This is a genomic window from Streptomyces sp. MMS24-W38, from assembly GCF_059889265.1.
Genome location: NZ_JCBCPP010000001.1, coordinates 4,385,933 through 4,398,645 on the forward strand (window position 1 = coordinate 4,385,933; position 12,713 = coordinate 4,398,645).

At 72.9% G+C, this 12,713-nt stretch carries 11 protein-coding genes; 3 read left to right on the forward strand and 8 right to left on the reverse strand.

All coding sequences use genetic code 11. The features are described 5' to 3' along the window. From AC6F7H_RS18925 to AC6F7H_RS18940, 4 genes are all read right to left on the reverse strand, one after another. On the reverse strand, positions 1–1,464 hold the full coding sequence (locus tag AC6F7H_RS18925) for a GlnX family signal transduction membrane protein (RefSeq protein ID WP_500758127.1): 1,464 nt from the start codon (positions 1,462–1,464) through the stop codon (positions 1–3). Positions 1,465–2,003: 539 nt separating this feature from the next. After that, the gene (locus tag AC6F7H_RS18930) at positions 2,004–2,978 is read right to left on the reverse strand and encodes an N-acetylglucosamine kinase (protein WP_500758128.1); all 975 of its coding nucleotides are present in this window, start codon (positions 2,976–2,978) and stop codon (positions 2,004–2,006) included. Then, entirely contained in the window at positions 2,969–4,234 is a 1,266-nt protein-coding gene (locus tag AC6F7H_RS18935) for a 6-phospho-beta-glucosidase (RefSeq protein WP_500758129.1), read from the reverse strand. Before AC6F7H_RS18935 ends, AC6F7H_RS18930 begins: the two co-directional genes overlap by 10 nt. Before the next feature lie 182 nt (positions 4,235–4,416). Beyond that, positions 4,417–5,502 carry a mechanosensitive ion channel family protein gene (locus AC6F7H_RS18940; RefSeq protein ID WP_500758130.1) on the reverse strand — a complete coding sequence of 362 codons (1,086 nt, stop codon included), beginning with the start codon at positions 5,500–5,502 and terminating at the stop codon, positions 4,417–4,419. A gap of 325 nt (positions 5,503–5,827) precedes the next feature. On the opposite strand from AC6F7H_RS18940, the gene AC6F7H_RS18945 reads away from it, so the two are divergent. From AC6F7H_RS18945 to AC6F7H_RS18955, 3 genes are all read left to right on the forward strand, one after another. Then, positions 5,828–6,382 (forward strand): HNH endonuclease, encoded by a 555-nt coding sequence (locus AC6F7H_RS18945; protein ID WP_109379131.1) that lies wholly within the window; start codon positions 5,828–5,830, stop codon positions 6,380–6,382. Between the two features lie 227 nt (positions 6,383–6,609). Continuing rightward, entirely contained in the window at positions 6,610–6,849 is a 240-nt protein-coding gene (locus AC6F7H_RS18950; protein WP_500758131.1) for a hypothetical protein, read from the forward strand. 110 nt (positions 6,850–6,959) lie between these two features. Beyond that, positions 6,960–7,256: a PIN domain-containing protein gene (locus AC6F7H_RS18955; protein WP_500758132.1), complete on the forward strand. Its 297-nt coding sequence runs from the start codon at positions 6,960–6,962 to the stop codon at positions 7,254–7,256. A gap of 162 nt (positions 7,257–7,418) precedes the next feature. On the opposite strand, the gene AC6F7H_RS18960 is transcribed toward AC6F7H_RS18955, so the two are convergent. The 4 genes from AC6F7H_RS18960 to AC6F7H_RS18975 form a co-directional block, all read right to left on the reverse strand. Beyond that, positions 7,419–9,737, reverse strand: coding sequence for a peptidoglycan recognition protein family protein (locus AC6F7H_RS18960; RefSeq protein ID WP_500758133.1), 2,319 nt, complete (start codon positions 9,735–9,737; stop codon positions 7,419–7,421). 247 nt (positions 9,738–9,984) lie between these two features. After that, a complete protein-coding gene (locus AC6F7H_RS18965; protein WP_500761927.1) occupies positions 9,985–11,352 on the reverse strand; it encodes an FtsX-like permease family protein in 1,368 nt (455 codons plus the stop codon). Between the two features lie 32 nt (positions 11,353–11,384). Next, positions 11,385–12,089, reverse strand: a complete 705-nt coding sequence (locus tag AC6F7H_RS18970; RefSeq protein WP_500758134.1) for an ABC transporter ATP-binding protein — start codon at positions 12,087–12,089, stop codon at positions 11,385–11,387. A gap of 14 nt (positions 12,090–12,103) precedes the next feature. Continuing rightward, entirely contained in the window at positions 12,104–12,637 is a 534-nt protein-coding gene (locus tag AC6F7H_RS18975) for a PadR family transcriptional regulator (protein ID WP_500758135.1), read from the reverse strand. Positions 12,638–12,713: the final 76 nt, after the last annotated feature.

The window sequence follows — 12,713 nt, forward strand, 5'->3', positions numbered from 1 at the left end:
TCACCGGTACTCCGACAGCCTGCGGCCGATGCCCAGCACCGCGCCGGCCGCGCCCAGCACGGCGAGGCCCGCCGCGCCCTCCGGCAGCCCCTTCAGCGCGTCCCGGCCACCGCCGGCCGCCTCCGTGAACTCGGCCTCCTCGTGGGCGAGCGCGGCCGCCAGGCTGTCGTCGACGCCGTCGAAGCACTCGCCGGTCGCGCCCTTGCCGCCGATCACCAGGTCCAGCGCCTGCTGGTAGTTGCCGTTCTCGTCCTGCTCCCGGGCGGCCCCGTGGCGTTTCTTCCACTCCGTCATGTTGCTCACGGCGGCGGTGACCGGCTTCTCGCCGCCGCTGTCGTCCGCGAGCTCTCCGGCCCGGGTCAGGCCCTTGCCGAGGGCGTCCATGTCGCGTTCGAAGTCGTGGTCGTAGGCGTCGTACGTCTCGTCGCCGACCTTCTTCGTCTCGGCGCCGCGCGACACCAGCGTCAGGTTCTCGTTGCCCCGGGCCCTCAGGGAGGCGATACGGGCGTCGTGCAGCACGTTGAGCGAGCGGACGCCGTGGTCGTAGGAGTCGTTCAGCCCCGAGCGGGCGAGGCTGTGGCCGGCGACCAGCCAGAGCAGGACCACCGTGGACGCCGCCGTGGCCGCGACCAGGCCGTGGTTGAGCACGCGGTGGGTGCGCAGGTAGGTGCGGCGCTGCGTCCAGGCGAGCGCGGCGAGGGCGACGGTGCCGAGCGCGATGGCCGCCCACGGGTAGGGGGTCGCGTCCGCGTAGTCGGCCTGGAGGCGCTGGTTCTCCTTCTTGTAGAGGTTTTCCGCCGCCGGGAGCATCTCCTGCTGCATCTTCTCGTTCGCGTACCGCAGGTAGGCGCCGCCCACGGGGTAGCCCTGGCGGTTGTAGGTGCGGGCGCGCTCCACCAGGCCCTTGTACTCGGGCAGCAGCTGGTTCAGTTCGGCGATCGTCGCCGCCGACGAGGAGTCGGGGTCGGAGTTGGCCGCGGCGGTGACCAGTTTGGCGGCGGCGGTGCGGATGTCCTTCTCGTAGCGGTCCCGGGAGGCGGCGGTCTCCTGACCGCCGGCCAGGAAGCCGCTGGAGGCCGCGGTGTTGGCGTCCGCGAGGGAGCGGTAGATGTCTGCGGCGTCGGAGGTGAGGGGCTGGCTGCTGGTGAGGACGGCGTCGGCCGCCGCGGCCCTGTCGGTCATCTGCCAGGCGGTGACGGCGCCGAAGGCGACGACCAGGGCGGCGAGGACCGCGCCGATGACCCGCAGGCGGCCGGGTTCGGTGGTGGCGGCCTCGCGCAGGCGCACGGCGCCCTCGACGAACGCCGTGCGCCGGGGTGCTTCCGGCGGCCGGGGCGCGGGAAGCCGGGAGCCGTCGGGTGTGTGACGGGGGGCCGCCGGCGCGCCGCCGGGCCCGGACTGCGGCGGTACGGCGGGCGCGGCCCCGCCCGGCGGTGCCGCGCTGCCGCTCGGCGTGTGTGTCACCCGACCTCCCCCGTGGTCATCCGTCCCGTCAAGTATCGCCGCACGGACCGGTATGTGCACCGGCTTTGGCGTGATCTTGAACCGCCCGCCGGTTCGTCTGCCGATCCGACTGTCCGCCGGTCAGACCGGCCGGCAGCCCGCCGATCTGACTGTCGGTCCGGTGGAGATCCGACTGCCGGTTCGACTGCCGTGCGGTCGCCGGGAGTTCCGGCTGCCGCGGCGCCCCGGCCCTCCCCGCGGACCGGCCCCCGCACGCTCCCCCCCCCGCACGCCCCCTGCCCATGAACACGCCGGTGGAATCCGGTTGGTTCCGGGCGCCAGTGAGGAGCCGCCACCGGTGTGTGGCCGACCGGGCCGGCAGGGGCCGCCGAACCTGCTTCCCGGCCTGTTCCCGCGAGCGGTTCTCGCGCCGGTCGTCAGGCCCGCTGCCCGGCCTTCGGGCCTGTCCGGCGGATCAGGCCGGGGAAACGGACGGCGCCCACCCGACGAGGGCGAGGAGTGTCGGTCGGCCGCACCGGCCTGATCCGCCGGACAGGCAGCTAACGACGCTCGTAGTGGGCTCTCAGCCGGGCGTGGGCCTCCGGTGGGGCCGCCAGGCGGTCCAGGCCCAGCAGGGCCGCGCCCAGGACCGGTGCGGCGGTGACGACTCGAGGGACGGCCTTGGGGGCGCGCTCGGCGAGCAGGGCGCGGATCCGGTCGTCCAGCAGGGCGTGCCGTGCGGCCAGGACGCTGCCGCCCAGCAGGACGGGTGTCTCCTCGGTGAGCAGGTCCAGGCGGGTCAGCGCCACGACGGCCATCGCCACCACCTCGTCGGCCTGGCGGTCGACGATCGCACCGGCGACCGCGTCGCCCTCGGCCGCCGTGGCGAACAGGACCGGGGCGAGTTCGTGACGGCGGGCCGACGGGAGGTGCCCCAGGTGCAGGGCCTCGACGAGGGCCGGCATGCCGGACAGGCCGAAGTGGGCCGGGAGGGTGTCGGCGAGGGCGGTGGCGGCGCCGCGGCCGTCCCGGGCGCGGGCCGCGTGCCACAGGGCCTCCTCGGCCAGCGCCCAACCGCCGCCCCAGTCACCGGAGATGCGGCCGAGCGCCGGGAAGCGGGCGGTACGTCCGTCGGGGCGCATGCCGACGCAGTTGATGCCCGCGCCGCAGACGACGGCGACCCCGCGGGGTTCGGTGACACCGGCGCGCAGGATCGCGAACGTGTCGTTGCGGACCTGCACGGTGGCACCCCAGCCGCGTGCCGTCAGGGCCGCCGTCAACTGCTCCTCCTCCACGGGGAGATCGGCGTTGGCCAGACAGGCCGAGACGTGGGAGACGGCGGTGACGCCGGCGGCGGTGAGGGCGGCGGCGACGGCCTCGGCGAGGGCGTCCACAGCCGGCGTCACGCCGACGGCGGGCGGCCGGAAACCGGCGCCGCGGGCCGTGGCCAGGACCTCGCCGTGCCGGTCGACCACGGCGACGTCCGTCTTGCTGTTGCCGGCGTCGACGGCGAGGACGCCCGCGGTCACGCCCACGTCAGGTACTCCCGGTTGTGCGCGAGGAGCTGGTCGGTGAGCCGCTCGGCGTACTCGTACTGGCCGATCAGCGGGTGGGCGAGGAGGGCGCGGAAGACCCGTTCGCGGCTGCCGTGCAGGGCCGCTTCGAGGGCGAGGTCCTCGTAGGCGGTGACGTTCGCCATCAGGCCCGCGAAGAGGGGGTCCACCCGGGGCACGGGCAGCGGGCTCGCGCCCTTCGGGCCCACGGCGGCCTGGACCTCGATCACCGCGTCCTCGGGGAGGAAGGGGAGCGTGGAGCCGTTGCGGGTGTTCACCACCTGGTACGGGCTGCCGGCGCCGTGCAGCAGGGCCGCCGCCAGGTCCACGGCCGCCTCCGAGTAGTAGGCGCCGCCGCGCCTGGCCAGCAGGGCCGGTTTCTCGTCGAGGGCGGGGTCGGCGTAGAGGTCGAGCAGCCGGCGTTCCATGTCGGCCACCTCGGCGGCCCGGGACGGCTTGGTGCGCAGTTCCCGTACGACCTCGTCGTGGGCGTAGTAGTAGCGCAGGTAGTACGAGGGGACCACACCCAGCCGGTCCAGGACGGCGCGGGGCAGCCGGAGGTCCGCGGCGACGGCGTCGCCGTGGTCCCGCAGCAGGGCGGGCAGGACGTCCTCGCCGTCGGGACCGCCCCGGCGCACCGCGGTCTCCCAGGTGAGGTGGTTCAGGCCCACGTGGTCGAGGTGGAGGCCGGCGGGGTCGGTGCCGAGGCGGGCGGCGAACTTGCGCTGGAGACCGATGGCGACGTTGCACAGCCCCACCGCCCGGTGCCCGGCCCGCAGCAGCGCCCGGGTGACGATGCCGACGGGGTTGGTGAAGTCGATGATCCAGGCGTCGGGGTTGCTCCGCCGGACCCGGTCGGCGATGTCGAGCACCACCGGGACCGTGCGCAGCGCCTTGGCGAGACCGCCGGCGCCGGTGGTCTCCTGACCGACGCAGCCGCACTCCAGTGGCCAGGTCTCGTCCTGCTGCCGGGCCGCCTGACCGCCCACCCGCAACTGGAGCAGCACCGCGTCGGCGCCGTCCACGGCCGCGTCCAGGTCGGAGGTGGTGACGACACGTCCCGCATGTCCCTGCCGGGCGAAGATGCGACGGGCCAGCCCACCCACCAACTCCAGCCGGTCCGCGGCCGGATCGACCAGGACCAGCTCCTCGACGGGCAGGGTGTCCCGCAACCTGGCGAAGCCGTCGACGAGTTCGGGCGTGTAGGTCGAACCGCCCCCGACCACGGTGAGTTTCATTGTCGTCAACCCTCTGCTTCCGCTCCGGTGGACGTGACACGTTCGGCGAACGCCTTCTGCGCGAGAGACATATCAGGACCACGGGCGTCATGACCAGAGTGGGCGCGGGTACGGGAACGGCGGAGGGCGGCACCCGGAACTCCAGGGTGCCGCCCTCCGCCGTGCTGCTCCGTGCCGCCGGTCTACTTGGTGGTGCTCGGCGGGGGGAGCGGGGAGGCCGCGACGGACTGCGGCGAGACGCTGCTCGCGTAGGCGGACGGGGGTGCGACGGCCGCCGCCGGATCGGGGCCCTCCATCTCCACCGGAGCCGTGGCGCCGCCGACGATGCGGATGCCGGCCGCGTCGAAGGCCCGCTTGATGCGCCAGCGCAGCTCGCGCTCCACGGTCAGCGACTTGCCGGGCATGGTCTTCGCCGAGACCCGGACCACCATCGAGTCCAGCAGGACGGAGTCGAGGCCGAGGACCTCGATGGAGCTCCACAGGAGCTCGTTCCAGGGCTCCTCCTTGCTCATCCTCTCCGCGACGGCGACGAGCGTGTCCTTCACCTGGTCGAGGTCCTCGTCCGAGCGGACCGTGACGTCCACGTTGGCGGTCGCCCAGCCCTGGGAGAGGTTGCCTATGCGCTTGACCTCGCCGTTGCGGACGTACCAGATCTCGCCGTGGTCGCCGCGCAGCTTGGTCACCCGCAGTCCGACCTCTATGACCTCGCCGGAGGCGACGCCCGCGTCGATGGTGTCACCGACGCCGTACTGGTCCTCGAGGATCATGAACACGCCGGAGAGGAAGTCCGTGACCAGGTTGCGGGCGCCGAAACCGATCGCGACACCGGCGACACCGGCCGAGGCCAGCAGCGGGGCCAGGTTGATCTGGAACGTGCCCAGGACCATCAGCGCGGCCGTACCGAGGATCACGAACGACGCGACCGACCGCAGCACCGAGCCGATCGCCTGCGAGCGCTGGCGCCGCCGCTCGGCGTTGACCAGCAGCCCGCCGAGACCGGTGCCGTCCACGGCCGTACCGGTCCGGGACATCCGGTCGACGAGCTTGGTGATCGCCCGCCGCACGACCACTCTCAGTACCGCGGCGATCACCACGATGAGCAGGACCCTGAGGCCGATCGCGAGCCACGTCGCCCAGTTCTCCTCCACCCAGCCGGCGGCGTTGGTGGCGCTCTCGTGGGCGTCCTTGAGGCTGGGCACCATCGGGGTCCCGGAATCCGAGGGCGTCGGCGACGACCCCTCGGCCAGTAGGACGGCGGGCAAGGACACGGCAGGTACCTCCAGGTGCAGGTTCTGCCCCCGGTGCGGCGCTCAAGGTCTTCGAGGTCACGAAAAGGTCAGGGAAAGGTCACCGGAGTGGGCAGAACCACCACACTAACGGTGCATTGTGGGGGGACCGGCGCGATACGTGAAGAAGAGACGTCTCTCACCGGACCGGAGCAGGCCAAGATCCCGGAGGCCGGAGAAGGGCGTGGTCGAAAACACTTTCAGCCCGTTACCGGGACATGGTGGCGCTTCCACCAGGCATGAGGGGAGACTGACTACGGATCGTCCCGGCGCGAGCCACGCGTCGCCGGCGTACAAGGAGGCATCCGTGCCGCATGTCCTGGTTCTCAACGCGTCGTACGAGCCACTCGGCGTCGTACCGCTCCGCCGCGCGCTCGTCCTCGTCCTCGAGAACAAGGCCGTGTGCCTCGAGGAGTCCGGCGCCTACCTGCACAGCGCGACCGTCACAGTCCCCGCACCCAGCGTGGTCCGGCTCAAACGCTTCGTGCGGGTCCCCTACCGGGGGCCCGTTCCACTGACCCGCCGCGCGCTGTTCGCCCGCGACGGGGGCCGGTGCATGTACTGCGGTGGCGTCGCAACCAGCGTCGACCACGTCATCCCGCGCAGCCGCGGGGGCAAGCACGTCTGGGACAACGTGGTGGCGTCCTGCCGCCGCTGCAACCACGTGAAGGCCGACCGGCACCTGTTCGAGCTGGGCTGGCGGCTGCGCCACAAACCGGCCCCGCCCACCGGCCTGGCCTGGCGCATCATCGGCACCGGCCACCGCGACCCGCGCTGGCTGCCCTACCTCCAGCCGTACGGCGCGGACGACGCGATGGCCCGCATCGACGGCCTGACCCGAGTGGACGGCATCTCCGCCTGACCGGACCGGTCCGGGCCTTCACTGTCCGTGGTGCCGGGACCGCCCGGTACCACGGACGCTGGAGGTCTTCACCGGCCCCAGCTCCGAGGCGAGGAGATGCGGGCCCGCGTCCGTACGAACGGGCGCGAACCCATACCGACGCCCTTCGGCGGAGGACTTCACGGAACGTGTATTCGAGGACTCGCTCGCTGTGACGAAACCTGATGCCAGCAGGTGAGGGCGCCCGTATGCTGGCCGTGGAGCCGGTCCACGCCCTGCTGGAGGTCCTGATGAGCACGCCCGTCCCTGAAGGCTTCAGCTACCCGCAGCCAAGGCCGCGCCTGTCGGTCGAGGAGATGCTGGCGGCGAAGAACACCCAGCCGATCCGTTCTCTGGACGACCTCGCCGCCGACACGTTCGAGTCTGACGAGGAACTGGAAGAGTTCCTTGCGTTCACGTACGCCGAGCGTCACCGCGACGCAGCCTGAGGCCCCCCACATGCAACCCGTCATCCTCGACACCGACGTCGCGTCCCTGCTGCACAAGCGCAAGCTGACCGGCGACCCGGCTCATCGGCCGTAAGCCGCTGATCACCTTCGTGACCTACGGCGAGCTCACCAAGTGGACGGAGATCCGCCACTGGGGCACCCGCAGCCGCCAGGAACTCGCCGACTGGCTCGCCGACATTCCGGTCCTGCCCGGCGACGAGGCCGTCGCCACCACGTGGGGACGGCTCTCGGCGGCAGGGATACAGCGGGGTCGGCCCCGCCCCACCAACGACATGTGGATCGCCGCCAGCGCTCTCACCTACGACCTGCCGCTGGCCACCCTCAACCTCAAGGACTACGAGGACTTCCGCCTCCACCACGGCCTGCGCATCCTCGGCGTCGAGTAACAGCCATCTGACGGCAACACCAGTGGGCGGCGGCTCCGCACAGCGAGGGGGCGCCGCCCTCTTCGAGACCGCTCAACTCACCGACTTCCTGAGACCCGGGGCCAGTCCGCGTGTGCTCGGACGGGCCCCTGGCCGGTGTGGTCCGCCGGAGGCGGGTGGTGGTTACTTGAGGTAGACCAGGCCGTCGGTGGTGATGGCCGGGCGGCCGCTGGTGCCGACGACGACGATCTTGACGGTGTGTTTGGCGCTGCTGCTCCAGGTCTTGGTCCAGAGCGCGTCGCGGTACTTGGTGGTGGACGACTTCAGGTCCACGGTGGTGAGCTTCGTGCCGTCGACGTAGATGTGCGCCTGGCCGGAGGTGGCGGCGCGGGAGACGACCCAGGCGACGGAGCGGCCGGTGAAGGTCCAGCTCAGGGAGGCGTTCTTGGTGGAGCTGGTGTACGACTTGCCGCCGAGGTAGCTGGTGGAGGACTTGGTCGTCCACGTCCCGGACTTCGTGGCGGAGCTCTCCTGGAGGATGACCGGGGTGCCGGCGACCGAGGCGGTGGCGGTGTTGCCGGCCTGGTCGTAGGCCTTCATCGACCAGGTGGTGGCGGTGCCGGACTTGGCGGTGTGGTTGGCGCCGGCGACCGTGGGCCCGTAGGTCTTGGCGGTCGGGGCGGTGAGCCGGACCTCCTTCAGTGCGGCGCCGTCGGTGGCCTTCCACTTCAGGGTGAGGGGGACGGCGGCGGTGTTGACGGTGCCGGTGCGCAGGGCCAGGTTCGGCTTGGTGGTGAAGGTGGGGGCAGTGGTTTCGGCGACGACGGTCGCGGCGGCCGTGGTGACCGTCCTGCCGGACTGGTGGACGGCGCGGACGGCCACCTTGTGGGTGCCCGCGGTCAGGGTGGCCTTGGCGGAGGTGGCGGTGCCGGCGGTGGTGGCGGCGACCTTGCCGTTCACCAGCAGTTCGTACTTCGCGATGAGGGCGGCCGGGGTGGTGGCCGACCAGTTCACGGTCACCGAGCTCTTGGTGTAGGTGGTCGAGCCGGACGTGCCGGCGCCGGTGACCGACTTCAGGGTGAGGCCGGAGACGGGGCCGCCGGCCCAGGCGCGGACGGTGGCGAGCTTGTTGTAGAAGGCGTCGCCGGGGCACTGGGTGTTGTAGCCGTCGCGGTGGCCGTGGACGGCGGGCAGGGACAGTTGGGCGCCCTTGGCCCAGGTCTTCCCGTAGTAGCTGCGTCCGCTGTCGCCCGCGGTGAGGGTGGCGGTGCCGGCGGGGTCGACGCCGTACTGGCCGAGCTTCCAGGTGGCGATGCGGGCCACGGAGGTCATGGCCGCCGTGGAGGGCGCGGTGGAGGTGTAGGTGCCGAGGACGGAGATGCCGGTGGTCTCGGCGTTGAAACCGTAGGCGTGGGCGCCCATCACCGGCCGGTCCGTCCCGCCCTTGCGGCCCTCGTAGACCGTGCCGCACTTGTCGACCAGGAAGTTGTAGCCCAGGTCTTTCCAGCCGAGCTGCTTGACGTGGTAGGCGTAGATGCCGCGGACCACGGCCGGGCCCTGGGCGCAGGTGTAGTCGTTGGACTCGGCGGTGTGGTGCACCACGACCGCCTTGACCCGGCCGCCGGGCAGATAGCCGGGCTCCTCCGGGCTGATCGACTCGTCCGCACCCCAGCCGGCGCGGTCGGTGATCGGCGGCCGCGGCGCGGTGGACGGCGGTGCGGGCGGAACGCTCACCGAGGGGCTGGGTGAGGTGGTGGGCGAGGAGGAGTCGGACGGCTCGGACGCCGAGGGTTCCGGTTCCGAGGGCTCCGAGGGGTCGGAGGAGGACGGTGCGGGCACCACCGGCTCGGTGGTGGGGGGCTCGGGGACGGTCTCGTCCGGCTGCGGAGCGGTGCCCGGGTCCGTGCCGGGCTCCGCACCCGGGTCCGTGCCGGGCTCGGTGTCCGGATCGGAGGCCGCGGGATCGGGCGTCCCGGTCTCCTCGGCCGCGTACGCCGCCGGCTCCAGCGCCGTGACCTCGCCGCTGCCGGGGTCGACCATGTCCAGGCGCAGCCCCTTCGGTAGTCGCGTGGTGCCCCTGCCGTCGACCCGTACCTCGACACCGTCGGACGGGCCCACCCAGGCCGGTTCGGTGCCGCCGCGCAGGGCTCCGCTCTCGCCCTGACCGCTGTCGCCGTCCAGCCTCAGCCACCGCGACCAGCTCTGCGTACCGGCCTGCCGGGTGCGGACCTCGACCGTGCCGCCGACGCGGGCGGACGGGTCGGACCAGGTCACGCCGAGCATGCTGAACGGTCCGGTGTCCCTCTTGCCCAGCGAGGCGGAGGTGCCGTCCCCGGACATCCGCAGTTCGGTCGTCTCCGCCTTGCTGGTGACGGGCCCCGGCGCGCCGTCGGAGGGATCGCTGCTGGTCTGCTGCCCCGTCATGCTCTGCAGGACGAGTGCTCCGGACAGTCCGGCCGCGACGACGGCGGCCGTCTTCCAGAAGTGACGTGGAGTGCGCATGTCAGTTCGCAGGTCCTTCTTCACGGGGGAGGAACAGGGCGGAAGTCGACCATCCGAACGGACGGTCGCACAGGAGACCGACAGCACTAGGTGAAGGTTGTACGAGCGGATCGACGTACCAGGCGCAGAAGGAGAAGAACCGGAGATCGGATGACGCGCACGCCCGCGTCATGGCGACGCAGACATGCCGGCCCCGGGGGACCCCCGTTCCCCCGGGGCCGGTCGTGTTCGGGTGGGCGGGCGGCGGTCAGGCGTGGCGCAGTTCTGTCGGGTGGGTCGAGCGGTGGAGGAGGGGCAGGGCTGTTGCCGAGGCCAGGAGGCAGGCCGTGTAGGCCGTCGGGGGGATCAGCAGGGCGGCCCAGGGGAGGGAGGGGCTGGCCGTCAGGGTGCTGTAGGCGGTGCCGGCCGCCATGCCGCCCAGGCCTGCCAGGAGCAGGGCCGGTGCCAGGGGGAGGGCGGTCTCCAGGAGCAGTGCCCGGTTCAGTACCGGGCGCGGTACACCGGCCGCGACCTGCGCGGACAGCCCTCGTCGGCGGGTGGCCAGCGACTCGGCGGTGCCGACGGCGAGGCCGCTCAGGGTGATCAGCAGGGCCACGGCGATCGCCGCGGCGGTCAGGTTCAGCCCCGTCGTGTAGTACGACATGTCGGCGGCCAGGTCCTCCGCGCCGCGCAGGGAGACGAGCATCGAGTGGCGCACCCCCATGAACGCGGTGCCGACGACCGTGACCAGCAGTACCGCCGCATGGGTACGGGCCGGCGCCCACGGGTCGGCGCGCAGCCGCTCCGCCGCGATCAGCACCGCCGCCGACCGGGCCCGGGGCGTGAGCACCCGCCCCACGAGCCCGGCGGTGGCCCCGGCCAGCCACACCGCGCCCGCGCCGACCGCGAGCAGCGCGGCGAACAGCGTCAACGGCTTCTGCCAGTCCGCCCGGCCGGACCCGTTCGCGGACACCGCGGTCAGCACACCCACCGCCACCACCAGGGCCGTCGAGCCCAGGAACAGCCTGCCCGGTCCGCGGGCCGAACGGACACCCGTCACGCGGCGCACCCGGCCCAGGGGCGAGGCCACCACGCGGCGCAGCGCCAGCACGCTCGCCAGCGCGCCCAGCACGGGCACGGCCGCGGCGACCAGGACCACCGCCACCCAGGTGAGCGCGGTCGGCCGATTCCACAGGCGCAGCAGGAGCAGCACCGAGAAGACGGTCGCCGCCGCCGAACCGAGCAGGCAGGCGAGGCCGGTCTCCAGCGCGGCGATCCGCCGCACCTGCCAGGGCGTCGCCCCGGCCAACCGCAGTCCGGCCAGCCGCTGGTCCCGGTGCACGGCCCCGACGCGGGCGCACTGCCCGAGGAACCCGAGCACCGGGATCAGCAGGAGCAGCAGGCCGAAGACCGCCCCGGCGCGCGTTCCGGGCTCGTCGAGCAGGCCCTCGGCGACGGGTACGCCGTAGGAGCGGTTCCCCAGCGACAGCAGGACCCCGGTGGCGAGCGCGAACCCGGTGGCGAGCGCGGCGCCGGTCGCGGTGAGCGTGATCCGCCACCACTCCCGCCGGTCGGACCCGCGGGTGAGCTGCCAGGCCAGGCGGAGATCGGAGCGCAGGGAGGGCACGGAGGACATGGAGGGCATGGAGGGCATGGAGTGCGAGGTGCTCACGCGGTCGCCTCCAGCGGGGTCACGGTCCCGTCGCGCAGCTGCACCTCGCGGTCCGCGTACGCGGCCACCTGGGCGTCGTGCGTGATCAGCAGGACCGCCGTGCCCGCCTCGCGGGCCGTGTGCGCCAGGGCCGTCATCACCTGCTCGCCCGCGAGCGAGTCCAGGGCGCCGGTCGGCTCGTCCGCGAAGACCACCTTCGGGCCGGTGACCAGGGCCCGTGCCAGCGCCGCCCGTTGGGCCTGCCCGCCGCTCATCTCGCCCGGCCTCAGGTCCCCCTGCCCGCGCACTCCGAACCGCTCCAGCCACTCCCCGGCCCGCTCCCGCGCCTCCGCGCGGTCGGTGCCGGCCAGCATCAGCGGCAGCGCCACGTTGTCGAGCGCGGTCAGCTCCGGTACGAGCTGCCCGAACTGGAACACCACCCCGAAGTCGGTGCGGCGCAGCTCGCTCAGCCGCTTCTCCGGCAGCTCCTCCAGCCGCAGCCCTGAATACGTCACCGAGCCGGCGTCGGGGCGGACGATCCCGGCGAGGCAGTGCAGCAGCGTCGACTTGCCGCTGCCGCTGGCGCCGGTCACCGCGAGGATCTCGCCGGCGTGCAGCTCGACGGAGGCGCCGCGCAGGGCCTGCGTCCTGCCGTGTGCCTTGACCAGCCCGCGGGCCGCGAGCAGCGGCTCCGTCGGCCGCTGGCCGTCCCCTTCGCTCACGGTGCTCACGTTGTTCACGTCGCGTCGACCTCCGCGGTCAGAGTGGTGAGCCGGGCCGCCGTGGTGGTCATCCAACGGAGGTCGGCATCCAGGTGGTTGAGGGCGTAGTCCGCCGAGAGCACGGCCGCCGGGCCGGCGCCGCCCGCGGACTTCACCGCGGTGAGTTCCCGCATCCGCCGCATGTGGGCGGCGCGTTGGGCGCGCAGATATGCGGCCGGGTCGCCGCCGGACAGGATCGACACCACGACCTTGGCGAAGATCTCGTTGGTCACGAAGGGTGCGGGCGGGGCGATCTCCCCGGCCCAGCGGGCCAGTTCACGCGTCCCCTCGTCCGTCGTGCGGTACGCCGTCCGCTCCGGACCGCCCTCGGAGGCGGTGCCGTCGACCTCGGCGAGGCCGTCGCGGACCAGGCGCTGCAGGGTCGTGTAGACCTGGCCGTAGGCCAGCGGGCGGGCCTCGGGGAAACGTTCGTCGTGGCGTCGCTTGAGGTCGTAGCCGTGGCTCGGCCCCGAGGCGAGCAGCCCCAGCAGGATGTGACGGGTGCTCATGTCGATCAGTATGCACTCGGTATATGTACTGAGTGAATAGTGGGGCACGAAAAAAGCTCCGCCGCCCGGCCGACCA

Bases quoted from the DNA above. Each gene is read 5' to 3' on its own strand.
- AC6F7H_RS18975 (WP_500758135.1), bottom strand. From the start codon at position 12,637: ATGAGCACCCGTCACATCCTGCTGGGGCTGCTCGCCTCGGGGCCGAGC.
- AC6F7H_RS18950 (WP_500758131.1), top strand. From the start codon at position 6,610: ATGCTGGCCGTGGAGCCGGTCCACGCCCTGCTGGAGGTCCTGATGAGC.
- AC6F7H_RS18960 (WP_500758133.1), bottom strand. From the start codon at position 9,737: ATGCGCACTCCACGTCACTTCTGGAAGACGGCCGCCGTCGTCGCGGCC.
- AC6F7H_RS18935 (WP_500758129.1), bottom strand. From the start codon at position 4,234: ATGAAACTCACCGTGGTCGGGGGCGGTTCGACCTACACGCCCGAACTC.
- AC6F7H_RS18965 (WP_500761927.1), bottom strand. From the start codon at position 11,352: ATGTCCTCCGTGCCCTCCCTGCGCTCCGATCTCCGCCTGGCCTGGCAG.